Here is a 23,308-nt window from a genome sequence, read left to right as displayed (position 1 = left end):
TCCGCACTCTGGACACTGACTCGGAACCGGCTCACCAAACATGCATTGGGACTATCTGTATAGTCACAATCCCATTCTTGGTTCATATTTCCTCCCTAAAATAACATAATACTCGTTATATTTAAGATTTAAATGGCAGAAAGCATAACAGACAGATACAGCAACAGTATACCCGATTTCACTCCACAGCGAACGGATTCTCAGTCTGTTGCCACGGCCAACCCGGGACGCGTGTCTGGACCCCAGCCGCGAGCGCAGCATCAAGATCGTCAGCACCCGCAGTGGCTGTGTCATCGCCGTGGGTTCGTACGTCCGCAAGGTGGAAGGTCGCCTCTGCAAGCAGTCGGAGCGGTTGCTCACCGGCGATCATAGCCGCCAACTCGCGGCCGAGGAGTTCGTCGACGACAAAACCCGGGTAATCGTCAGTAACGTCCAGTCCTCGGAGCAAACGGACCAGCGCGGCGACGTTGACCGCCCGGTCACCGTCGGCGAACACCTCGTCGATAGCAGCCGTGTAGGCGTCGTCTGTGAGCGTGTCAACGTCAACACCGAACTGCGAACCCAGATAGGCTCGCGTTTCGTTTACTAGTGGGACAACGTCGTCGCCCCGCTCCTGCACCCAGTCGTACTCTTCGTGGACAGTTTCAGGCGTCAGTCGCATGCTGGGGTCTCACGTGGAGGCCGCTTACCGCTTGTGGGCGCACAGAGCGGCGACTGCGGGACAGTTCCGACCTCCGTATTGCGAAGGCTTTTATAACACGAGGGGAATACTGAGAAATAGAGGACGGTTTTCCGGACATCTCTCCACGTCCGGAGGCAACTCACCGATAACTGATGACTTTATTAGAGAGCGTACATCCCGCGGCACCAGGTCGGCCCGCACCAGCCGTGGACGGCCCCGCTACCGGGATGACCCGTTTTGAGCTATGAGCACTGTAGACAAGCAACTCGAAGACGTGAAGGCAACGATCGACGAGGAAGTCCCGCGCCGTATCTCCGTCTCGGATGTCACGTACGAGGGACCGGAACTCGTCATATACACGCGTGACCCGAAGGAGTTCGCCGCGAACAGCGACCTCGTTCGCCGGCTCGCATCGAAGCTCCGGAAACGCATCACGGTCCGACCGGACCCGGACGTACTGGCCCCGCCAGCCGAGGCCGAAGAGGCGATCCGGGAGCTCATCCCCGAGGAAGCCGGCGTCATGGACCTGAATTTCCACGCTGACACCGGTGAAGTCGTCGTCCAGGCACAGAAGCCCGGCGTCGTCATCGGTCGACGCGGCTCGACCCTGCGTGAGATCACGCAGGAGGTCGGGTGGACACCCGAGGTCGTTCGGACGCCACCCATCGAGTCCTCGACAGTCGAGAACGTCCGGAACTTCCTCAAACAGGAGCGCGAGGACCGCCGTGACATCCTCGAACGCGTCGGCCGGCAGATCCACCGCGAGCCGATGTCGGACGACGAGTACGTCCGCATTACGACGCTGGGCTGCTGTCGGGAGGTCGGCCGCGCTGCGTTCATCCTCTCGACGCCGGACACGCGAATCCTCATTGACTGCGGTAACAAGCCCGGTGCCAACGGCGAGCAGCCGTATCTGGACATTCCGGAGGCGTTCGGTGCCGGGACCAACGGCATCGACGCCGTCGTCCTGACCCACGCACATCTCGACCACTCAGCGCTGGTCCCGCTCCTGTTCGAGTACGGCTACGACGGCCCCATCTACTGCACTGAGCCGACACGGGACCTGATGGGACTCCTGACACTCGATCACCTCGACACCGCCGCGGACGACGGCCGCACCCCGCCGTACGACTCCGAGATGGTCCGTGAGGCGATCAAACACACCATCCCGCTGGAGTACGGTGACGTGACGGACATCGCGCCCGACATCAAGCTGACACTGCACAACGCCGGCCACATTTTGGGCTCATCAGTGTGTCACTTCCACGTCGGCGACGGGCTGTACAACGTCGCCTTCTCCGGCGATATCCACTACGACGACACGCGTCTGTTCGACGGCGCTGTCAACGACTTCCCCCGGGTCGAAACGCTCGTGCTGGAGTCGACCTACGGCGGCCGCAACGACTACCAGACCGACCAGGAAGACTCGGAGCGAAAGCTCAAGCAGATCATCCAGAACGCCTACGACCGCAACGGGAAGGTCCTCATTCCGACCTTCGCCGTGGGGCGGTCCCAGGAACTCATGCTCGTCCTCGAAGAGGCGATGCGGAACGGCGACATCCCCGAGATGCCGGTCCATCTTGATGGAATGATCTGGGAGGCGACAGCCGTTCACACGACCTACCCCGAGTATCTCCGCGACGGCCTGCAGGATCGCATCTTCGACGAAGACAAGAACCCGTTCTTGGCTGACCGGTTCAATCCTATCGACGGCGGTGACGAGGAACGGGAAGAGATCGCCGACGGCGATTCCTGTATCATCCTCTCTACGTCCGGGATGCTCACCGGCGGCCCGGTTATGTCCTGGCTCGACCAACTCGGCCCGGACCCGGATTCGACGCTCACCTTCGTCGACTACCAGGCGGAGGGCACACTCGGCAAACGAATCCAGCGCGGCATCGACGAGGTTCCTGTCAGCGGCAGCGGACGCAACGAGAAGGTCCCACTGGAGATGACCGTCGAAACGGTCGACGGCTTCTCCGGGCACGCCGACCGACAAGGGCTAGAGAACTTCGTGAAGACGATGAACCCCCGACCTGAGAAAATCCTCTGCGTGCACGGCGACGAATCCGCGACACAGGACCTCTCCTCGTCGCTGTACCACGACCAGAACATCCGGACCTTCGCGCCGGAGAACCTCGAAACGTTCCGCTTCCGCTGACCCGGTCGCTGCTCTCTGTTCGCGGTCAGTAGTCAGACAAACCTCTATACCGCAAGCGGGTGAAGCAGCACGTATGGACATCATCCAGTATCTCGACGAGCTCGAGCCGGTCGGGATGGTACTCATCGGACTCGTGCTGTTCATCATCCCGGAACCTGCGACATCGACGCTTGGAATCGGCCTGATAGTGCTCGGCGGCGCGTGGTGGTTCTACGAGTGGAACCGCTGAAATAACTCGGATGAATCACGACCGCATTCACGCACGGGAACCGTCACACCACCGCGACCGCTGGACGGTCGGCACAATCACCGAGATAGCGGAGCGCGATGGCCACTGTGTCGTCACTGTCGAAGACGAGTCCAGTGAGCCAGCTGAGCTCGTCGTCACCATGGCCATTCGGGACCTGTTCGTCAGTCGGCTAGACATCGGCGACGACGAAAGTCCGGTCGGCGAGCGCGTCTGGTTCCGGAAACGCGGCGGGCAGTAGCGAGCCGCTGGCGCGTCCGGGATGCGACCGACGGTGACTACGACAGGTCGACGGTCCGGTCGGCCCAGTGCCGGAGTCGGTCGAGCGCGTCCCGCTCGGCCCGAGACACCGGGTCATCGACGCCCAGCTCGTCGCTGTCGAAGGCGTTGAGGACGGCTACGTCCGCCTTCTCACAGTATCCGGTGAGCCGGCTGACCGCAACGGAATCGTGCTGGAACGGAATCGTCGCGTCGTTGACGAACACCGCCCGGGGAGTCTCCGGGAGTGCGTCCAGCTGTTGCTCGGCACGGCGAGCGTTGTCCCGGGCGAGCGCGACCGCCTGCTCGGCCGTCTCGCTCTCAGCCCGCGGTGCACTGGCGTCAATGCGACCGAGCCAGACCGCCTCCGGCACAGTGGTGAAGCGGTCAAGGCGACCGCCCAGAATTGTCCCGTCGCGTTCGAGTTCGGGTGCGAAATCGAGGACGACAACACCCTCGGTGCCCTCGCTGTCAAGCCAGGCGTTGAGGGCGGCCGCGGTCGTCCGCGTCTTGCCGGCGTTGGAGGGACCAGTGACGAGCGTCGACCCCGAGAGCGGGAACTGGAGACCGGTCACGCGAGGAGTTCCTCCCGGAGGAACTTCCCGCCGAGGCCAGCCATAGCGAGACCGAGCGCGATAGCGAACGCCAGCACGAACCCTGAAAGTGGGCCGACGCCCCCGCCGAGCTGTTCGACAACGAAGTTCGCGGCCAACCCGCCCGAAACAGCGATGAGCGCCAGCCCGCCGACGTTGGCGAGCAGCGAGTTCGACTCCGGAACCGCAGCAGAGTTCAGGAGATAGAGGACAAGGGCGATGGCGAACGGCGTGCCGACCGTGCCGAGCGCGAGCACGAGGACGAGTTGGCCGAGGACGTTCCCGCCGATGAACGCGCCCGGTGCAGACAGCAGCGCAACGGCGGCGAGCAGGCCGCGGTAACGGTTATCCTCGATAGTGGTACCCCAGCCGAGTTTGTCGGCGAGCAGGAACGGCGGGACGATGGTGTTGCCTCCGAGCGTCGACACGGCAGCACCCCAGAGGCCGAGCAGGAACAGCCAGCGGGCGCTGTCGCCGACTAGCGGTCCGAGGGCCTCAGCAGCGCCGACCGTCGTGAGGTCGCCAGAGGTGAGTACGCTCGCCGTCACCAGAAAGATGGCGAGGCTATAGATGCCAAAGGCCACCAGCATCGACGCCCCCACGTCGACCGTCGCGAGGTCGTAGTCCTCGCGGGTCCAGCCGCGTGCCCGCATCGTGTAGGAATGCATCGTGATGAGCGTGATGTGGACCGCGCCGCCGAGGATGCCGGCCGCGACCAGTGCGCTCCCGGACGGGACCGAGGGGACCAGTCCGGCCACCGCCGCGCCGGCGTCGATGGGCACGACGAACAGACTGGCGACGAACGCGACGACGACCAGCAGGACGAGGATTTTCGCGGCCAGTTCGAGGAAGCGATAGCCCCCGCCCGCCAGCCCTGCTGCGAGGATGAGCGCCCAGACGACGCCCCAGATGCGCGCGTCGATACCGGTTACCGTCGCCGAAACGGTAGCGACGGTCTTCATGATGACGAGCTGTGCCACGCCGGCGGCGAGTACCGCGTCCCCGACCAGTAGCCACGCCCACGTTTCGCCGAGGTGGTCCTCGACGACGGCGACAATGCCACGCTCGGTCAGCAGTCCCAGCCGCATCGCGAGATACTGCGCCAGCGCCCCCGCCCCTGCGGAGAGGACGACGACCCACAGGAGACTGTAGCCGAACGCACCCCCAGCAGTGACGAGGCTGGCTATCGTTGCCGGGCCGGCGGCGATTGCGCCCGCAATCCAGGACGGTCCCATCGCTTCGACGTAATCACTGATTGTCCCGCTGCTCACAGCCGAACTATCGACGGTTTCGGTCGAACTCATACCTCCGGCTTGGGTGAGGCCCCCTGAAAACACTGCCGACATATTGTTCGGTGGTATTCGGCAGTAATTCGACTGCTGTACTGCGATTACGGGAAAATGGAAGCGCTGGCCGAATTGACAGACCACACGCTCACCGGGCGGACCGCTACCAGAAAGAGTACAGACTGCGTCGGCTCAGAGTTCGACGGTTCCGAGGTCCGATTCCAGTTCGTCGACGTGGTCGTTGTATGCGTCGACGAAATCCGCGAACTGCGGGGCGTACTCGCGGATGTCGGCTGCCGAAGGGGGTTCGTACTGCGAGAGGAGATAGAGCCCGTTGCTCCCGCCGACCCGGAGGTACGACGCCCCGTCAGTGTCCCATTTGAGTTCCCAGCGCGTACCGCCGATTCGGCTGGTGAAGGTCCCGTAGTCGCCGCCCTCGTAACGCTGGAGTTCCCGCGCGATCTGGTCACAGATTTCGCGGACGCGGCCGAGGACACGGTCGCGTTCGGCCACGACGCCATCGGTTGTTGCGATTTCCGGGAACTCTGTCGACACGTCGTCAAGCACGCCGTCGAGCGACGCGACGTAGTCGTTGAATCCCTCGACGAAGGCGTCGTAGTCGGCGAGCGCGGCCGCTAGCGGCTCCGGCTCTGGCGGCTGTTTGGTCGAGATAACGTACGTGTCCGAGCCGCGCGACGGCGAGAACCGCAGATACTCCAGATCGCCGCCCTCGTACTTGACGGTCCACTCGCCGCGGTCAGTCTCGATGTCTGCCTGCCCGTAGTCGCCGCCCTCCAGCCGGGCGAGCTGGTAGGCGACCTGTCCGGCGTGGTCCCGGACCGCCGCGACCAGTTCGTCACGCTGCTGTGCAACAGCCGTTGCGTCGGCAGGGTCCACCGGTGGCCACTCTGTCACAGTAGACGGAAGCGACGGAACGGCAATAACAGGCTCGGTCGGCTACTCGGACTCCAGCAGGGCGTCGTCGCCGTGGCGCTCGCGGAGGCCCTCGAAGTACTCCCGCTGTTCATCAATGTTCGATGTCGATTCGTCGTACACGTCGGTAAAGAGGTCCGTCGGGTCCGGCGCATGGGACTCAGCGTTGTCAATAATCTCGCCGAGGCGCTCGTCGATGGTGTCGTCCATCACGTCAATTTTTCCGTCGTCCAGCAGATTGCAGTTTCTGAGGAACGCCTCCATGCGGTCCAGCGGGTCGCGTTCGCGCCACTCTTCGACCTCCGCGTCGTCCCGGTACACGTCCGGGTCGTCGGCGGTCGTGTGCGCGCCGAAGCGGTACTGGACAGCCTCGATGAAAATTGGTTCCTGCTCGCCGCCGTTTGCTCCCACAGCCCGCTCTCTGGCGGCCTCGGTGACGGAGTAGGTCGCCAGGGGGTCCATCCCGTCGACCTGCACGCCGTCGAAGCCGTAGGCATCGGCCTTCTGTGCCAGCGTCTGACTGGCGGTCTGGCGCTCTCGGGGGACAGAGATAGCCCACTGGTTGTTGTTGCAGAAGAACACCGTCGGCGTCTCGAACACGCCGGCGAAGTTCATCGCCTCGTGGAAGTCTCCCTCGCTGGTGGCCCCGTCGCCGAAGTGGACGACGCCAGCCCGCTCATCGCCCCTTTTTTTTGCTGCCCACGACCAGCCGACAGCGTGGGGGAGATGCGCGCCGATAGAGATGTTCAGCGGGAACACGTTCACGTCGCCAAGAGCGGCGTTGCCCGCTTCGTGACCCATCCAGTAGAGGACGTACTCCCAGGGGAGCCCGCGAGCCACAAGTGCGCCGTGTTCCCGGTACTGATAGAAGATCGTGTCCTCGTCGGCCAGCGCGTACGTCGACCCGACCTGTGACCCCTCCTGACCCGCCAGCGACGAGTAGGTGCCGAGTCGGCCCTGTCGCTGGAGGCTTATCATCCGCTCGTCGAACCGGCGGGCAAAGCGCATATCGCGGTACATCGACACCAGCGCCTCGTCGGACAGGTCCGGAATGAGGTCCGGGTCGACGATTTCACCGTCTGCATCGAGCGCCTGTATACGGTCGTCGGGTGCCCGATTGAGAACGTCCTGTGTCATTTCGTACCCTACACTCGGAGAGGACCGTCAAAAAGCTGTGTTCGGCTCCGGTCAGTCGAGCCACTCCAGCACGCGCCGACGTCCTGACCCGAGTATTCATGCCGTGTCCGCCCAACGTATCCATGATGCTCGGCAAAGAGGGCCCAGCGGCGGACAGTGAGCGGGTGACGCTCTGGCGGGACCACCACCTATCGCACACCCATGCGGTACTCTGGACCGTCATCCTCGTCGCAACAGTCGGAGATATCCTCCTGACGATGACCGGGCTCACGGTCGGTCTGCAGGAGGGGAACGCCGTCGTCAGCACGATGCTTGCGGAGTTCGGGCTGGCTGGCCTCTGGCTGGTGAAGTTCGGGGCGATGCTGTGGCTGGTCGCCGGATGGCGACTGCTCTCCGAGCGCAACGCGACGGTCTTTCTTGCCCTGTTTGCCGTGGTGACGCTCGCGGTCGTTGCCTACAACTCAGTCACCATCCTGCAGTACCGCGGGGTAATAACGGCTGTTGCGGGCATTTGAAGTGCTGAGGCGTCAGGATTCAGGAACAGCGGGATTAAGTACCACTGGGTGTGACCACGGTGTAATGGATAGACGGTCTTTCCTGACAGCGGCCGGCGCGACGGTGTCCGTCTCGTTTGCCGGCTGTGCGGGGCTGGGCGGCAGCGACGAATCGAGCACCGGGGCGTCGAACACGGACGAGTCAACCGCCTCCGGGACGAGTACCGGGAGCGCCGACGGTGCCGACGAGACGCTGGTCGTCGGGACCTACAGCGCGTTCGTCGACTCGCCGTCGACGAGTCCAGGCGCGTGGGTGAAACAGCGCTTCGAGGAGGAGTTCGACGCCCGCCTGATCTGGCAGACACCGAGCAACGAGGTCAACCACTACATCGAGCGCCGGAACGCCGGCGTCGACATTGAGGCGGATATGTACCTTGGACTGAACACCGACCACCTCGTCCGAGTTGACGAAAACCTCGACGACGGGCTGTTCGCCGATGTCGGCGATGTGGCTGGACAGGACGACATCAAATCTGGGCTGCAATTCGACCCCGACGGGCGGGCGATTCCCTACGACACTGGCTACATCAGCCTGGTGTTCGACGGCACAGCGACCACAGCGCCGGAGACCTTCGATGGCCTCCTTGCTGAGGAACACGCTGGCGACCTCATCACGCAGAATCCGTCCAGTTCGGCTACCGGCCGGGCGTTCCTGCTGCACACGGTCAAGCAGTTCGGCCCGGACGGCTATCTGGACTACTGGAGCGACCTGCAGGACAACGACGTTCGGGTGCTTGGCTCCTGGAGCGATGCCTACAGCGCGTGGTCGGGCGGCGAAGCGCCGATGGTCGTCTCCTACTCCACCGACCAGGTGTTCGCGGACCAGAACGACGCCAATCTGGAAGAACACCAGATCCGCTTCCTGAACGACCAGGGCTACGCCAACCCGGAAGGGATGGCGGTCTTCGATGGAGCGGACACGCCCGACCTCGCCCGGGAGTTCATGGGCTTCCTGCTGCGCCCGGAAATCCAGGGCGAAATCGCCGTCCGGAACGTCCAGTTCCCGGCAACAGAATCAGCCGACCTCCCCGAGGACTACGCCGAACTGGCCCAAGAGCCCCCGGAACCAGTCACGTTCGGCTACGACGAACTCAAGGGCTCCGTCTCGGGCTGGATCTCCGACTGGGAACGGCAGTTCGCCTCGAACTAACGACGACGGACTGTGGCCCGAGATTTCGACGGCGGCGCGGATGGTGCCGACAGCGAAAAGATGACAGAGACAGCGAGTAGTCCATCCAGCAAGCGAGGCCGAACCGTCCGCAACACTATCGAGCGTCGGGCAATCGTCGGGCTCGCGGTCGGCACTATCGGGCTGTTGCTCGGCATCTTCTACTACCCGGTGGCGACAGTCTTTATCGACAGCGTCCTCGTCGACGGCCGCTGGACGGGACGGGTGTTCGTCTCGATACTGCAGGATCCGTTCTATTTCGGGGAGCCCGCGCGGTTGCTCGCTGGCGAACAAGTGGGAGCCGTCATCGAGAGCGTCCTGTCGCCGGACCGGCGGCTGGGCGTCATCGGCTTCACGGCATATCAGGCGGCCCTCTCAACCGTTGCCAGCGTCGCCCTCGGCCTGCCGGCAGCGTATCTGCTCGCTCGTTATGAGTTCCCCGGTCGGCGAACGCTCCGATCGCTAACGATTCTCCCCTTCGTCCTCCCGTCGATAATGGTCGGGGTGGGCTTCGTCGCCACGTTCGGCCGGAACGGGACGCTCAACGCCGTGCTCGGCGCGCTCGGTCTGGGACAGGTGAATCTCCTGTTTACGCTAGAGGCTGTTGTCATCGCTCACGCGTTCTACAACGCGCCCCTCGTGGCGCGGGTGACCACCGCCGCCTGGGAGTCCGTCGACGCCAGCGCGGTCGAGACGGCCCGGAGCCTCGGCGCGAGCCCCTTCCGAGCGTTCCGCGACGTGGTCGCCCCGCAACTGTATCCATCGGTGCTGATGGGCGCGGCGCTTACTTTTGTGTTCACCTTCAGTACGTTCCCCATCGTCCTCGCCTTGGGCGGCTTCCAGCTTGCGACCGTCGAGGTGTTCGTCTACCGGCTCATCCGCGACCTAGAGTACGCCGAGGCGGCCGCCCTCGCGCTGATTGAACTCGGCATCTCGCTGGGGCTGCTGTACGCGTATCTCCGCTACGAGGCCAAGCATACCGTCCGGTCGCGGGGGATTCGACCGCTGCCCCGCCGACAACTCAGGCCGCCGTCACTCTCAGTCCGGGAACTGCTCCCCCGACTGGGGCTCGCTGTCTACGCCGTCGTCGCGCTGGCGGTGTTCGTCGCGCCGATAGCGAGCATGGTGCTCGCCAGCCTCAGCGGGCCGGAGGGACTGACGCTAGCGAACTATCAGTTCCTCATCGACCGCCAGACGACCGGCGCATCGTTCCAGGTCCAGCCGTGGGATGCGGTCAGGAACTCACTGCTGTTCGGGATCGCCTCGCTCGCCGTTGCCCTGCCGATGGGCGTCGTCGTGGCCGTCCTCACGACCCGGGACTACCGCGGTCGGAAGCTCGTCGACGCCGTGGCGATGGCCCCGCTGGCCGTGTCTGGCATCGTCGTCGGCCTCGGCCTGCTCCGAGGCCTCGTCTTCGGCGTCGAAGTCGGCGGGACTCGTCTCGCCGTCGGCGGCGGCTTCGCCATCATCGCCGCCCACGCTGTCGCGGGCTACCCGTTCGTGGTTCGGACGGTCGCGCCCGGCCTCGAAGGTATCGACCACAGGCTCGTCGAATCTGCCCGCGCACTCGGCGCGCCGCGTGCCAGAGCGCTGCTGGACATCGAACTGCCGCTCGTGTGGCCAGCGGTCATCGCTGGGGCCGCCTTTGCGTTCGCTATCTCTATCGGGGAGTTCTCGGCGACCATTGTCCTTGCCTCCGGGACGAACCAGTTCACGATGCCAATCGCCATCGAGCGGTTCATCGGCCGCCGGCTCGGTCCCGCGACAGCGATGGGCGTCGTTTTGCTCGTGGTCACCAGCGCGAGCTTCCTGCTCATCGACCGGCTGGGAGGTGACGAGGTTGGGTTCTAAGGAGCCCCCCGCAGACGGTGCTGCCGTGAACCGGACCGCCCCGTCGGCCGTCGAACTCGACGGCGTCACCAGACGCTACGGCGAGACGACCGCCGTCGAGGACCTGTCGCTTTCCGTTCGGGACGGCGAGTTCTTCACGCTGGTCGGACCCTCCGGCTGCGGGAAGACGACGACGCTCCGGCTCATCGCCGGCTTCGAGGACCCGACGCAGGGCGAAGTCCGGTTCGGCGGCGAGTCCGTCACCGGCGTCCCCCCAGAGGACCGCGACGTAGGCGTTGTCTTCCAGAACTACGCGCTGTTCCCGCACATGACCGTCGGGGAGAACGTCGCCTACGGGCTCTCGTTCACCGACCCGCCAGGCGGCGGCAGTGACGAGGCCCGGGTGCGCGAACTGCTTGAGCTGGTGGACCTCGGCGGCATGGCGGACCGGGACCCCGACACGCTCTCGGGCGGCCAGCAGCAGCGGGTGGCGATGGCCCGCGCACTGGCCCCCGGCCCCGACGTACTCTTGCTCGACGAGCCGATGAGCGCGCTTGACGCGAAACTCCGGGAGCGCCTCCGCGTGCAGGTCCGCGAGATTCAGCAGGAACTGGGAATTACGACGATTTACGTCACCCACGACCAGGAAGAGGCCCTGGCCGTGTCCGACCGCGTGGCGGTCATGCGCGACGGGACGCCGGAACAGGTCGCGCCGCCGCGGACCATCTACCGCGAGCCGGCGACGGCGTTTGTCGCCACCTTCGTCGGCGACAACAACGTCCTCAGCGGTACGGTGACGGCGGTACGGTCGACCGTCCGCGCCGAGGACGCCGACAACTCTGACGATGAGAGTGGATATTCCATCGCAGACGTGACAGTCGACGACACCACGCTCTCAGTGGCCCTGAATGGTGACAGCAACCCGGCCGCGGCTGTCTCGTCCGGAGACCGGCTCACATTCTGTGTGCGACCGGAACGCCTTGCTGTCGACGCCGGCCGAAATGCGGTGACAGCGACGGTCACGAGTGCGGAGTTTCTCGGCGAAACCACGCGCGTTCATCTCGACTGGGAGGGCCGCGAACTCCTGTTGCGAGTCGAAGACCCGCCGACCGGGGCCGTGACAGTCGGCTTTGCCCCGGCGGACGCACACATTGTCGACAGACAGCCGTAAGCTATCAATCCCCACGCCGACACCGGAATGGTGTCTGTTTTAACCCACCTGTGGTTATCGCCGATATCAATATGACACGCGGTGCCGTCGCAAGTGGTCGGAAGAGGCGTATCGGAGCGTGTCGACAGGGCTGGCGGAAATCACCACCCATAGGCTGGAGTCATGCCGGAGTCCAGTCAAATAGGCGCGACGGGGGTCAGTGATGGTCGAGTTCGAACCCCGACTGTTCGACGATATCGACCCGTCTGAACGGCCATCATTGGGGGCTGCACTCGTGCCGATCGCGGGGATGATCGTGTTCCTCAGCGTGGGCCTCATTGCCTTCGATCTGGACCCACAGTTCCCGCTGTTCTGGGGAATTGCCTTCACCGGCCTATTCGCACGGTACCACCTCGGGCTCTCGTGGTCGGAACTGTACGACGGTATTGCCAGTAGCCTGCTCATGGGAATGCGGGTGATTCTCATCATGTTCACCGTCTATGCGCTCATCGCGTCGTGGATTCAGGCGGGCACGATTCCAAGCCTGATGTACTTCGGGCTGGAACTGTTCACGCCAATGGTGTTTCTCCCGGTAGCAGCTATCCTCTCCGCAATAATCTCCTTCGCCGTTGGTTCCTCGTGGACGACGGCCGGGACGCTCGGGGTCGCGCTCATCGGGATCGGTTCGGGACTGGGTATTTCAGAGCCGATGACCGCCGGCGCGATTCTCAGCGGGGCCTACACGGGGGACAAGCAGTCCCCGCTCTCGGATACGACGAATCTGGCCGCAGCAGTGACAGACACGGACCTGTATGAGCACATCAACGCGATGCGGGCCGGCACGCTCGCCGCGTTCACGATTGCCGTCGTCCTGTACGCCGGCCTCGGGCTGCGAGCGGCTGGGGCTATCCCCGCCAACCGCGTTGCGTCAATCCAGGCGGCGATAGAGAGCACGTACGTCGTCTCGCCGCTCGTGTTTTTGCCGGTCATCGTGACCTTTGGGCTTGCACTGCGTGGCATCCCCGCCCTGCCGACGCTCGGGACAGGTGTCTTCGCGGGCGTTGGGACCGCAATGCTCGTGCAGGGAACCGGATTCGGCGCTGCGTGGTCGGCGGCACAGTCCGGGACAGCCCCAGAGACGGGCATGGAACTCGTAAACGGACTCTTAGAGAGCGGCGGCCTGACCGGCGGCGCGTGGATTGTGACGATTGCGATTGCCGCGCTCGCACTGGGCGGCCTGCTTGAACGGGCCGGCGTGCTCGCGGTGCTCTCCCACCATCTCGGGCGACTCTGCCACAGCGTTGCGAGCCTCACGGGCGTCACCGCTGTGTCCGCCGTCTCGATGAACATTCTCGCGGCGGAGCAGTACGTGAGCATCGTGGTGCCGGGGATGACGCTCGGTAATCTGTACAACGAACAGGGGCTCAAGAGTCAGAACCTCTCCCGAGCCATCGAAGCGTCGGGAACGACGACGAGTGCGCTTATTCCGTGGAGCAGCGGCGGACTGTTCATGGCCGGGACGCTCGGCGTCCCGACGCTGGAATACGCGCCGTACTACTTCTTCGGCTTCCTCTCGCCGCTCGTGCTCCTGTTCATGGGGGTGACCGGCTGGCAGATCGTCTATGCGGACCGAGCCGACAGCGAAGAGCCGGCCACGGGGCCCGGTGGTGCCGGATCGGTGACAGCGGGCGAAGACTGATCGGCCCCGAACCGCCTGCGGTAGCGAATCGGTGACCACATCTGGAAGTCGTCTTCTGGCCTTCGAGACGCGCGTGTGCGTGTGCGTGTGCGCGCGAAGCCCTCATAAGTCCACAGCCCCTACTTTAGTTGATGACACCACAGAAGCCATCCGCTGACGGCGAGCAGGCTGCCGACGGTCGGGCGAGCGACGCGGGTCCGGCAGTCGACTACGAGACGGTGTCGGTCCCAGTGCTGGTCGTCGGCGCTGGCGCTGCCGGGGCGCGGGTCGCAATTGGACTTGCCGAGAACGGTGTCGAGCCGCTGGTCATCGGTAAACGGGACCACGGCGACGCGCACACGACGTGGGCAGCCGGCGGCATTAACGCCTCGCTGGGGTCGCTCGATCCCGAGGACGACTGGACCATCCACGCGGCAGACACGCTGGACGAGGGGCATTTCATCAACGACCCAAAAGCGGTCGAACTGACGGCCAAGCATATGCCCGACCGAATCCGGGAGCTTGACGACTGGGGGATGCCGTTTGACCGTACCGAAGACGGGAAAATCAATCAACGGTACTTCGGCGCGCAGTCGTTCCGTCGGACCTGCTTCGTCGGCGACCGGACAGGCGAGGCGATGCTGGATACGCTCGTCGACAAGGCACAGAGTCTCGGGATTCCCTACCGCGACAACGTGATGATTACCCGCCTGCTCTCGGACGGCGATCAGGTCTACGGCGCGGCCGGCTACGACATGGAGAGCGGCGAGTTCATCCTCTTCGAGTCGGACCACATCGTTCTGGCAGCGGGTGGCTCCTCTGCCCTGTACAACCGCCATTCCTCGCGTGATGAGGAGAACAACGGCGACGGCCCGGCGCTGGCGCTCGAAGCCGGCGCGTCGCTGATGGACATGGAGTTCGTTCAGTTCCACCCGACGGGGATGGTCGGCGACCGCTACGGCGAGGACTGGGACGGCCGACTCGTCACCGAGGCGGTCCGCGGCGAGGGGGGTCGACTACTCAACGCTGATGGCGAGCGGTTCATGGAGGAGTACTCGCCGGACCAGATGGAACTCGACGCGCGGGACGTGGTGGCCCGCGCCATCGCGCAGGAGCTCCGCGAAGGCCGCGGAACGGAGAACGGCGGCGTCTATCTGGATATCTCCCACCGCGAAGACGAGTACATCAAATCGCGGCTCCCGCGGATGTACGAGCGGTTCATGGATCTCGGCGTCGACATCACCGAGAAGCCGATGGAAGTCGCACCGACTGCCCACTACTCGATGGGCGGCGTCGACATCGATTTCGAGAGCGGCGAAACCGGCGTCGGTGGGCTCTATGCCGTCGGCGAGACGGTCGCAGGCGTGCACGGTGCGAACCGACTCGGCGGGAACTCGCTCGCGGAGACGGTCGCCATCGGCGCGCTCGTCGGCGACCACGTCGCAACGCAGGTGACAGGCGACGACCGCAACGGGGCCCTGCCGGACGGGCAGCGTGCTATCGCTGAGCGTGAGTTCCAGTCGCTGCGGGAACTAGAGGCATCGGACGGCGACGAGACGCCCGAACAGCTCCTCGCGGACCTCGGCGACCTGCTGTGGGAGCATGCTGGCATCCTCCGCACTGACGAGTCGGTGTCGGCAGGGCTGGAGAAGCTCCGAAACCTCCGCGAGCGGACGGGGAACATGCATGTTGACGGCGACCGAACCAGCCTGTCGTTCGAACTCGCTGTCGACCTCTCGTTCAGCCTCACGGTGGCCGAAGCGCTGCTACTGGGTGCGCGCAAGCGCGATGAGTCCCGCGGCGCACACTACCGCACCGATGCGCCCGACGTAGACCCCGACTGGCGGCGGAACATCCTCGTGGACCAGGGTGACACAGGACTCGAACTGACGACCCGTGGTGTCGCAGAACCGAGCGACGCAGTCAGCGAGGCGGTTGATGTCGGCTACGAGCTTGACTACCACCACCTCGAGTAGGGGACGCTTCGGGAACGCTCTCGGCCTGTCGGGGCACTACTCAAACGTTGATGGGCTCGTGGTTTTGGCTCCGCTGTTGTGTCCGGGATAGCATCCGCTGTGTTGTCTTTCAAATCGACGCGACTTCGCCGGCTACTCCTCGACAGCCACAACCGCTGCCATAATTTCGTCGACCAGTCGCGGGCTGTACGTCCAGAGGCCCCGGAACGGCCCGTCAGCAGTTTCCTCAGCAACGAGTGCACACTTGTTCTGGTCGTCACCGGCGGCGTCGAACGCCAGCAACCACACCTGTTCGAGGGCGGTGTCTGTGAGTGGGTGGAACGTGATTCCGGGAATCGTCGGCGGCTCCCAGTCCGCCTGTCCGTACACGTGGATGTCGAGGGCCGTGTCGCTGGCAAGCGTCTCGTATCGGGCGCGCTGAGAGCGGAAAATCGACAGCGACTGGAAGCTCACTCGAAGGGTTCCGTTCCCGACGCGGTAGGCCCTGTCCTCGAACTCGCGAGACGTTTCAAGCAACTGTGCCGGCGTGAGCGATGAGAGGAGCGTGTTCGCGAGCGCCGAGTAGAGCAGCTGTCGACCCGGGTCACTGTCAGGCGGTCCGCTGTCGTCGGAACCGATCGCCGGCGTACACAGGAACGCCTGCAGCGCGGTGAGCGGGACTGTCTCTGCGAACGCGCCGTCCCGACGGATGACGACGAACGCATCCTGATGGCCGGTCGGGAGTTTCCGCCAGATGGCGTCGATTCCCTGGCTTGCCAGACGCTCGACCACAGCCGTGGCTGCGGGCGGGCCGTACACAGTCATCGCTACGTCCGAACCCTCAAACCGTCGGAGGAGCGTGCTGACTGTCATCGGCCCATCGTTAGTGTTCGTGGTCTGCCTCAGCGCCGTCCAGATCGGTTATTGTCGCAAGAATCTCGGTCGTCGACGGCGGCAGCGATGCCAGCGTTGCGGTCTGCTGGTCAGCATCGTAGGTAACGATGCCAGCGTCATCGAGAACGGGAAGGTGGCGGTGGTGGAGCGCAGTGCGGGTATCGTCCCAGTTGCAGGCGTCGGCGTCCCGTCCACGTGCTTTGACCCAGCCCACGACCACGTCCGTGAGTTCCGTGACTGTGGCCGAATCGTGTTCGGCGAGGTATATGTATATCATCCGCCGAGGCTCGGCTGCCAGCGCCCGTAGCAGCGTATCAAGTCGCTCGGACGGTAATCCCGATGTCTCTGCAGGCTGCTCGTGCTGGTCCATGTCAACCAATTATCCACTCCCAGTATTAATATCATTGGCCAGTAGTTAGTCACAGATGTGACGGAATCCATTTACGTGCCAGCACCGTCTAAAATGTATGAACTACGAGTCCGCTCTACAGCGTGCGTACGACGTGCTACCAGACCAGCCCCGGGAGGCCGGTGAACGGCTCTCGATTCCGGACCCGGAAGGCCAGACAGACGGGGCGTTCACACGCCTGACAAACTTAGAGGCAATCGCTGACGCCGTCTCACGGGACGCACAGCACCTCCACCGGGCCATCCAGCGCGAGTTCGGGACCAACGGTCAGTTCGACGGCGGCGAAGCCCGCTACAACGGCTCGTTCGACACCAGCGATTTCGAGGCCGCTATTGACGCGTACATCGCCGAGTACGTCACCTGTTCCGAGTGTGGCCTGCCCGACACCGTCCTCAAAAACGAGGACGGCGTCGACATGCTGCGCTGTCAGGCCTGTGGTGCGTTCCGCCCGGTCGCCAAGGGTGCGAGTTCGAACACGCAGCAGGACCGACCCACGCTCGAAGAGGGCGAGACCTACGAGGTCAAGATTACCGGCACTGGCCGCGAGGGCGACGGCGTCGCCGAGAAAGGGAAGTACACCATCTTCGTTTCCGGAGCGCGCGAAGGCCAGGTCGTCGAAGCCTACATCGAGAGCATCAGCGGCACGCTGGCGTTCGGTCGAGTCGCCTGAAGCCTGTTTTCCGCGGCGCGGCTACGTTTCTTCCTTATTCCCAGAGGTCCGTCGAGAGATATCGTTCGCCGGTGTCTGGCAGGACGACGACCACCGTTTCCTCGGGGTGTTCGGTGGCGTACTCCGCGGCCGCGTGCAGCGCCGCTCCCGATGAGATGCCGACCATAATCCCTGCCTGGCTGGCAAGGCGCTGGGACGCTGCCACGGATTCAGCCTTACTCGCGGTCCGCACTTCGTCGATGAGGTCACGCCGGAGAATGTCCGGCACGAACCCGGGCCCGATGCCCTGAATGTCGTGGCTGTCCGGGTCAGCCGCCGAGAGCAGTTTGGACTGTTCAGGCTCAACAGCGACTGAAGTGAGGTCCGCGCCGACCCTTTCCTTGATGTACTCCGAGATGCCGGTGATCGTGCCGCCGGTCCCGACACCGGCGACGACCGCGTCCACGTCGCCGTCGGTATCGGCCCAGATCTCTGGACCGGTCGTCTCACGGTGGGCGCGCGGGTTCGCCTCGTTCTCGAACTGTCGAGCGCGGACGGTGCCCGGCGCGTCAGCCAGTTCGTTCGCGCGCTCGATTGCGCCGCTCATCCCGCCGTCGGCCGGTGTGAGTTCGAGGTCCGCGCCAAGCCCCGAGAGCAACTGCCGGCGCTCCTCGCTCATCGATTCAGGCATCGTCAGCACGCAGTCGTAGCCCCGTGCAGCGCAGACAGCGGCCAGCCCGATACCGGTGTTGCCGCTGGTCGCTTCGACGACCATCCCGTCGTCGGTGAGATCCCCGGACTCGGCGGCCGCCTCGACCATGTACAGCGCGATGCGGTCCTTCACCGAGTAGGGGTTGGCCGCTTCGACCTTCCCGAGCAGATTGCCTGCAAAGCTGTCGAGACAGACCAGCGGCGTGTCGCCGATGAGGTCGGTCACGCTGGCTGGGACAGTGCCGTCGTCGTCTCGCTGTGCGTACGACTGCATACACCGGGAGAAGACGATTGGCCCCCGTAACAGAGCACCCAGAATACTGTGGGTCGAATACATTCACTCGATTCCGAGTCTCCAGAAGCTTATGTTGTCTCCAGCCAATCGTTTCAGTAATGCCTGAGATTACCGTCTCTGAGGGCCTGTACCGTCAGCTATCCGCCGCCGAAGATCAGGTCGACGAAGACACGCTCTGGAAGATGCTGCACCAGTTCAAGCGCCAGAACACGCCGAGCGAGTAACGCCGTTGCTATCCCACCGGTTCGATGAGTTCTGGCGAGTCGTTGGCAGGGCTGTTGACCGCTGACGAAACTGGATAGGTCTGCATAGACCCGTCGTACGGGTCAAGTAGTGTGGCCACGTCGTCGGCGCTGCCGCGAAGCCACGTTGACTCCTCTGAGGGGTCCAGAATGACGGCCATCCGGTGATGGAGGTCGGCAACGGCCTCGTTCGGTTCGGTCGTCACAATCGTGAATGACTCGACGATATCGTCTTCTCCGCCCGAATCACCGCCGCTTGCACCGAACTCTCCCAGCCCAGTCTGTCGCTGTGGCGGCTTCCACCGCTCGTATAGTCCCGCCATCGCGAACAGGTCGTCGTCCGGCAGCGCCACGCGGTACGGTTGCTTGCCGCCGCTCGTCTCAACCCACTCGTAGAACCCATCAGCAGGGACCAGACAGCGTCGAGACTCGTACGCCTCGGCGAACGACCGTTTCTCGGCCAAGGTCTCAGCGCGGGCGTTGATATGCCCGTGGTCCGTTCGGCTGTCGGCCCAGGTCGGAATCAGGCCCCACTCCATTCGCTGGATTGTGCCCGGTGACTCGTCGGTGATGACCGGCAGGTCCTGACTCGGAGCGGCGTTGTATCGGGACTCGTAGTCGAAGGAAAACTCGGCGTCGAACCGCGTCTCAATTTCCTCGCGAGGGGAGAACAAACTGTAGCGGCCACACATAACCTGTGGTTGGCGTTCCCGCTGGATAAATCCACTACTCGCGCATCCACTCGCTTGCCTGTGGCTCCGCCGGGTCGGTCCTGACCTCGACGAGTGTCGGCGCGTCGGTCTGGACTGCTTCGTGAACCGCCGTGCGGATTTCGGACGGCGTGTCGGCCTGCGTGGCTTCCATCCCCATCCCGGCAGCGACAGTCCCGAAATCGATCGGCGTCCTGTCCCATCCGTACGCCTGATGATCGAGGTCGTAGCTGCGCCCCGCCTCCTCGCTGATAATCGCGTAATCATCGTTGTTGAGGACGACGACGGTAATTGGGAGATTCTCAGCGACCGCAGTATGAAGCTCGTGGACGCACATCATGAGGCCACCATCACCGGTCAGTGCAACGACCGGCGTGTCCGGATTCGCTAGCTGTGCCCCAATCGCAGACGGTAGTCCGGTGCCCATCGTCGCCCACGACCCGGGGTTGACGTAGCTGCGTGGGCCGTACGCCGCAAACGTATTCAGCGCCCAGACGCGGAACCCCCCGGCGTCGACAGCGGTGATGGCATCCGAAGGGAGTGCGTCTCGAAGGACTTGCAGCACATGGACGGAGGTCAGCGGCGGTTCCGAATCCACGAGCGGTTCGATTCGACGCGCTGTGGCGTCACGGACAGCCTGTGCGCGTTCGGCCCCGTCCGTCTTCGAGGCGGGAGCGGTGTCAGCCGCCGCGATTCTGTTCTCAATCGCCGTCATCGCGTCCGCGGCATCTGCGAGGATGCCGACAGTCGGGTCATAGCCCGTGCCGAGGTCGTCAGCGTCAATGGTGACCTGAATGAGTGTCTCAGGCAGTTCGACCGACCACCCGCGTGTCCCGTGTGCGTCGAGGTCAGAGCCGACGGCCAGCACAGCGTCGGAATCGGCGAGACAGTCCAGTAGCTCTGGGCTCGCGCTGCCGGCCAACACGCCGGCACTGAGGTCGTGATCCTCGGGGAACACGCCCTTGCCCTTGTACGTCGTTACGACAGGCGCGTCGAGTCGCTCCGCGAGGCTTCGGAGCGCCGCCGTCCCGCCCGACGCTCGCACACCACCGCCGGCCAGAATAAGGGGCCGCTCGGCCGCGAGCAGATGCTCGGCGGCTGTCGAAACTTCTTGTTCCGGGACAGTATTTGAACTCGGAGCCGACGGTGTGCTTGCACCGGCGAGCGGGACATCCATCTGCAAGTAATTCTTGGGGAGCCCGACTCTAACCGGCCCTTTCGGGGGTGTTTGCGCGATCTGTACTGCCCGGTCGATTGTCGCCGCTGTCGTTTCGGGGTTTTTCAGTAATATGTTCTCTTTGACGACGTTGTCGTAGGTGTCCGGTGGGGTTTCGTGGATCGCATCACCGCCCCGGAGCGCAGGCTCGGTTTCAATGGCGAAATGCACCAGCGGCGTGCAGTCGTTCAGCGCGTTTTTCAGGCCGTTCATCGCGTTCATATCGCCCGGGCCGGGGACGACAACAGTGCTCGCTATCTCCCCGCTCGTTTCTGCATAGCCCCATGCCTGATGTGAGACCGCCGTTTCGTGTCGTGCCACGACAAAGCGGATGTCGTCCCGGTTGCCGATGGCCTCGTTCAGCGGGAGGGATTGCTTCCCCGGGATTCCGAAGACGGTATCGATGCCGTTCGCGACGAGACGGTCTACCACCGCCAGACTAACGCGCATACTGATTCCTCACTCGTAAGACAATTCACTCTCATGACTTTAGTTCGCCGCCGGCCATGCTAGACCCCAGAGCGCGTCGGGTCGCCACAGTCGCAGGGGAGAATATACTACCGAGCCCTGCACGGCCCGCGAATTTAAATCCGAAAGCGCCCAACTACGTGACAGATGACCACGGACCCCTCGTTCAGCATCCCAGCCCACCCACAGCGGCGCTTTCCCCACGGGAGCGGGGTCGAATACGAGGGCGGGACGGAGTTCCGACTCATCCCGGAACAGGAGCAGGCGACGCCGGACCTCGCCGAGACAGTCGTCGACATTCTTGCGGCTGGGCCGTACCGCTACGGTGATTTCCACGACCTGCCGATGCCGCTGTGGCTGGTCCGCGACGAGGAAACAACCGACGTGTTCCGCGTCGCGGTCCGCGACGGAACGGTGCGATTGCACGTCCTGCCGACCACAGAGTCCGACGGACTACAGCGGTTCTTTGAGCGCCTGTGTGAGACTGGTGAAGGGGGGTCGTGGGCTGTGCAACGACACGTCGACGGGCAGTAGCCGGGCCACCGGGGTCGCGCAGACCCAAAACCGTCTTACACACCTGCCTCCATGTCTTGGCCATGACCGTCTCTCGCGAAGTCGAGCTAGAAGGCCACATCATCGACTCCGGGATGATGCAGTCCTGTTTCGGCATCATCATGGACCTGGGCGGCTCCTTTTCCGTCCAGAAGTTCGATATCGGCCGCCACAAAGACGAGGAGTCCTACGCCCGAATGCTCGTCGAGGCCGACGACGAGGCCCAGCTACAGTCGATTGTCCACGAACTCCATCAGCACGGTGTCAATCCGTCCGACCCGAAAGACGCCACGCTCGTCCCCGCGCCCGACGACCAGGTCGTCCCACATGGCTTTTATTCGACGACGAACCACCCGACGTTCATCCGTCACGACGGCGAGTGGATCGAAGTCGAGGACGTGGAGATGGATTGCGCCGTGGTTGTCGAGGACGGTGACGCCAGCGAGGCGCAACGCGCCTCGGAACAGCCGAGCGGCGGCGACGAAACGCCGCGAGACGGCCCCCGAGCCTACACGAAAGTTCTCAACGCCATCGAAGAGGGCGACATGGTCGTCACCGACGAAACGGGCATCAAGGTCCAGCCGCCGGAGCGGCCCCGTGACTCCGGCGGCGCGTTCGGCTTCATGCAGGGCGGCGTCTCATCGGAGCGGCCCTCGGAGTCGACCATCCGCAAGATCGCAAACGCAATCGAGGAGACAAAAAAGGAGGGCGGCAAGGTGATGGCGGTCTGTGGGCCGGCGCTCATCCACTCCGGCGCGCGTGAAGACCTCGCTCGCCTCGTCCGGGAGGGCTACGTCGATATGCTCTCGGCCGGCAACGGCTTCGCCGTCCACGACATCGAGCGAGATATCTACGGCACCTCGCTCGGGATGGACACCGAGAGCCTTGACCACCCCCGCCACGGCCACAAACACCACATCTACACTATCAGCGAGGTCATCCGCGAGGGCGGCATCGAGGAGGCCGTCGAGTCCGGAACCATCGAGTCTGGCGTCATGTACGAGTGTATCGACAACGACCGACCGTTCGTGCTTGCGGGCTCTATCCGCGACGACGGCCCGCTGCCGGACACGATCACCGACGCCGTCGAGGCCCAGAACGCAATCCGAGAGCAGGCCCACGAAGCCGACATGGTACTGATGCTCTCGACGTTGCTACACTCGGTTGCCGTCGGGAACTGTCTCCCCTCGACAACGCGGGTCGTCTGCGTCGATATCAACCCCGCGACGGTGACGCAACTCCTCGACCGCGGCTCCGCACAGGCAGTCGGGATGGTCACCGATATCGGCACCTTTGTTCCGATTCTGGCGGAGCAGTTGCTTAGTGAAGAATAGGACGACCACGAGCGGAGTGAGTGGTCGACTTTTTCGCCCACGTTTTTTCGGAGTGGTGCGCGACCACAGGAGGTACACCCGAGCTAAAAAAGTGGATTGCGGACGTTCGTGCCGATTCTTGCCGGGCAGTTGCTCGACGGCAAATAGATATCAGTAATCGATACCGCGGAGGCAAATCAGCCGACAACTCGCTGGC

General features: G+C 64.1%; 23 protein-coding genes. 13 read left to right on the top strand and 10 right to left on the bottom strand.

The window, feature by feature from the left end; genetic code table 11:
• Positions 1–178 precede the first annotated feature (178 nt).
• Positions 179–661 carry a hypothetical protein gene (locus tag RR_RS04725; RefSeq protein WP_004963111.1) on the bottom strand — a complete coding sequence of 161 codons (483 nt, stop codon included), beginning with the start codon at positions 659–661 and terminating at the stop codon, positions 179–181.
• Between the two features lie 265 nt (positions 662–926).
• Here RR_RS04725 and RR_RS04720 point away from each other — a divergent pair, with 265 nt between their 5' ends.
• The 3 genes from RR_RS04720 to RR_RS04715 all read left to right on the top strand — a co-directional run bounded on the left by RR_RS04720 (position 927) and on the right by RR_RS04715 (position 3,331).
• The gene (locus RR_RS04720) at positions 927–2,843 is read left to right on the top strand and encodes a beta-CASP ribonuclease aCPSF1 (protein WP_011222852.1); all 1,917 of its coding nucleotides are present in this window, start codon (positions 927–929) and stop codon (positions 2,841–2,843) included.
• Positions 2,844–2,916: 73 nt separating this feature from the next.
• A complete protein-coding gene (locus RR_RS22265; RefSeq protein WP_004963115.1) occupies positions 2,917–3,072 on the top strand; it encodes a hypothetical protein in 156 nt (51 codons plus the stop codon).
• A 10-nt stretch (positions 3,073–3,082) separates the two neighbouring features.
• Positions 3,083–3,331, top strand: coding sequence for a hypothetical protein (locus tag RR_RS04715; RefSeq protein WP_011222851.1), 249 nt, complete (start codon positions 3,083–3,085; stop codon positions 3,329–3,331).
• A gap of 37 nt (positions 3,332–3,368) precedes the next feature.
• Here RR_RS04715 and RR_RS04710 read toward each other — a convergent pair whose 3' ends face one another.
• The 4 genes from RR_RS04710 to pdhA all read right to left on the bottom strand — a co-directional run bounded on the left by RR_RS04710 (position 3,369) and on the right by pdhA (position 7,297).
• A complete protein-coding gene (locus tag RR_RS04710) occupies positions 3,369–3,923 on the bottom strand; it encodes a hypothetical protein (RefSeq protein WP_049938696.1) in 555 nt (184 codons plus the stop codon).
• Positions 3,920–5,245 (bottom strand): divalent metal cation transporter, encoded by a 1,326-nt coding sequence (locus RR_RS04705; protein ID WP_049938694.1) that lies wholly within the window; start codon positions 5,243–5,245, stop codon positions 3,920–3,922. Before RR_RS04705 ends, RR_RS04710 begins: the two co-directional genes overlap by 4 nt.
• Positions 5,246–5,419: 174 nt before the next feature.
• On the bottom strand, positions 5,420–6,124 hold the full coding sequence (locus RR_RS04700; protein WP_004963124.1) for a hypothetical protein: 705 nt from the start codon (positions 6,122–6,124) through the stop codon (positions 5,420–5,422).
• A gap of 60 nt (positions 6,125–6,184) precedes the next feature.
• On the bottom strand, positions 6,185–7,297 hold the full coding sequence (gene pdhA, locus RR_RS04695; protein ID WP_011222848.1) for a pyruvate dehydrogenase (acetyl-transferring) E1 component subunit alpha: 1,113 nt from the start codon (positions 7,295–7,297) through the stop codon (positions 6,185–6,187).
• Positions 7,298–7,419: 122 nt separating this feature from the next.
• Between pdhA and RR_RS04690 the strand changes: the two genes are divergently transcribed.
• The 6 genes from RR_RS04690 (at position 7,420) to RR_RS04665 (ending at position 15,653) form a co-directional block, all read left to right on the top strand.
• Positions 7,420–7,812 (top strand): DUF5658 family protein, encoded by a 393-nt coding sequence (locus tag RR_RS04690; RefSeq protein WP_004963127.1) that lies wholly within the window; start codon positions 7,420–7,422, stop codon positions 7,810–7,812.
• A gap of 64 nt (positions 7,813–7,876) precedes the next feature.
• Positions 7,877–9,001, top strand: a complete 1,125-nt coding sequence (locus RR_RS04685) for a thiamine ABC transporter substrate-binding protein (RefSeq protein ID WP_011222846.1) — start codon at positions 7,877–7,879, stop codon at positions 8,999–9,001.
• A gap of 12 nt (positions 9,002–9,013) precedes the next feature.
• Positions 9,014–10,870: an ABC transporter permease gene (locus RR_RS04680; RefSeq protein WP_049938692.1), complete on the top strand. Its 1,857-nt coding sequence runs from the start codon at positions 9,014–9,016 to the stop codon at positions 10,868–10,870.
• A gap of 25 nt (positions 10,871–10,895) precedes the next feature.
• On the top strand, positions 10,896–12,020 hold the full coding sequence (locus RR_RS04675) for an ABC transporter ATP-binding protein (RefSeq protein WP_049938689.1): 1,125 nt from the start codon (positions 10,896–10,898) through the stop codon (positions 12,018–12,020).
• Positions 12,021–12,222: 202 nt separating this feature from the next.
• Entirely contained in the window at positions 12,223–13,698 is a 1,476-nt protein-coding gene (nhaC, locus tag RR_RS04670) for a Na+/H+ antiporter NhaC (protein ID WP_004963135.1), read from the top strand.
• Positions 13,699–13,829: 131 nt separating this feature from the next.
• Positions 13,830–15,653 (top strand): L-aspartate oxidase, encoded by a 1,824-nt coding sequence (locus tag RR_RS04665; RefSeq protein ID WP_007188284.1) that lies wholly within the window; start codon positions 13,830–13,832, stop codon positions 15,651–15,653.
• A 132-nt stretch (positions 15,654–15,785) separates the two neighbouring features.
• Here RR_RS04665 and RR_RS04660 read toward each other — a convergent pair whose 3' ends face one another.
• Positions 15,786–16,505, bottom strand: a complete 720-nt coding sequence (locus RR_RS04660) for a DICT sensory domain-containing protein (RefSeq protein ID WP_011222843.1) — start codon at positions 16,503–16,505, stop codon at positions 15,786–15,788.
• A gap of 10 nt (positions 16,506–16,515) precedes the next feature.
• Positions 16,516–16,896, bottom strand: a complete 381-nt coding sequence (locus RR_RS04655) for an ArsR/SmtB family transcription factor (protein ID WP_011222842.1) — start codon at positions 16,894–16,896, stop codon at positions 16,516–16,518.
• A gap of 97 nt (positions 16,897–16,993) precedes the next feature.
• On the opposite strand from RR_RS04655, the gene RR_RS04650 reads away from it, so the two are divergent.
• Complete coding sequence (locus tag RR_RS04650) at positions 16,994–17,605, top strand: translation initiation factor IF-2 subunit beta (RefSeq protein WP_004963147.1); 612 nt, start codon at positions 16,994–16,996, stop codon at positions 17,603–17,605.
• Between the two features lie 34 nt (positions 17,606–17,639).
• Here the strand turns inward: RR_RS04650 and cysK are convergent, their stop codons facing one another.
• A complete protein-coding gene (gene cysK / locus RR_RS04645) occupies positions 17,640–18,569 on the bottom strand; it encodes a cysteine synthase A (protein WP_049938687.1) in 930 nt (309 codons plus the stop codon).
• A 119-nt stretch (positions 18,570–18,688) separates the two neighbouring features.
• On the opposite strand from cysK, the gene RR_RS22925 reads away from it, so the two are divergent.
• A complete protein-coding gene (locus tag RR_RS22925) occupies positions 18,689–18,814 on the top strand; it encodes a hypothetical protein (RefSeq protein WP_004963153.1) in 126 nt (41 codons plus the stop codon).
• 8 nt (positions 18,815–18,822) lie between these two features.
• Here the strand turns inward: RR_RS22925 and RR_RS04640 are convergent, their stop codons facing one another.
• Both RR_RS04640 and RR_RS04635 read right to left on the bottom strand, forming a co-directional pair.
• Positions 18,823–19,524 (bottom strand): SOS response-associated peptidase, encoded by a 702-nt coding sequence (locus RR_RS04640; RefSeq protein ID WP_007188280.1) that lies wholly within the window; start codon positions 19,522–19,524, stop codon positions 18,823–18,825.
• 34 nt (positions 19,525–19,558) lie between these two features.
• Positions 19,559–21,208, bottom strand: coding sequence for a thiamine pyrophosphate-binding protein (locus tag RR_RS04635; protein WP_011222840.1), 1,650 nt, complete (start codon positions 21,206–21,208; stop codon positions 19,559–19,561).
• A gap of 165 nt (positions 21,209–21,373) precedes the next feature.
• Between RR_RS04635 and RR_RS04630 the strand changes: the two genes are divergently transcribed.
• Positions 21,374–21,760, top strand: a complete 387-nt coding sequence (locus RR_RS04630; protein WP_007188278.1) for a hypothetical protein — start codon at positions 21,374–21,376, stop codon at positions 21,758–21,760.
• 62 nt (positions 21,761–21,822) lie between these two features.
• Positions 21,823–23,112, top strand: coding sequence for a hypothetical protein (locus RR_RS04625; protein WP_011222839.1), 1,290 nt, complete (start codon positions 21,823–21,825; stop codon positions 23,110–23,112).
• Positions 23,113–23,308 lie beyond the last annotated feature (196 nt).

It is taken from the genome of Haloarcula marismortui ATCC 43049, from assembly GCF_000011085.1.
In the GTDB taxonomy this organism is placed as follows: Archaea; Halobacteriota; Halobacteria; order Halobacteriales; family Haloarculaceae; genus Haloarcula; species Haloarcula marismortui.
This window is presented reverse-complemented; position numbering and strand designations above follow the sequence as displayed.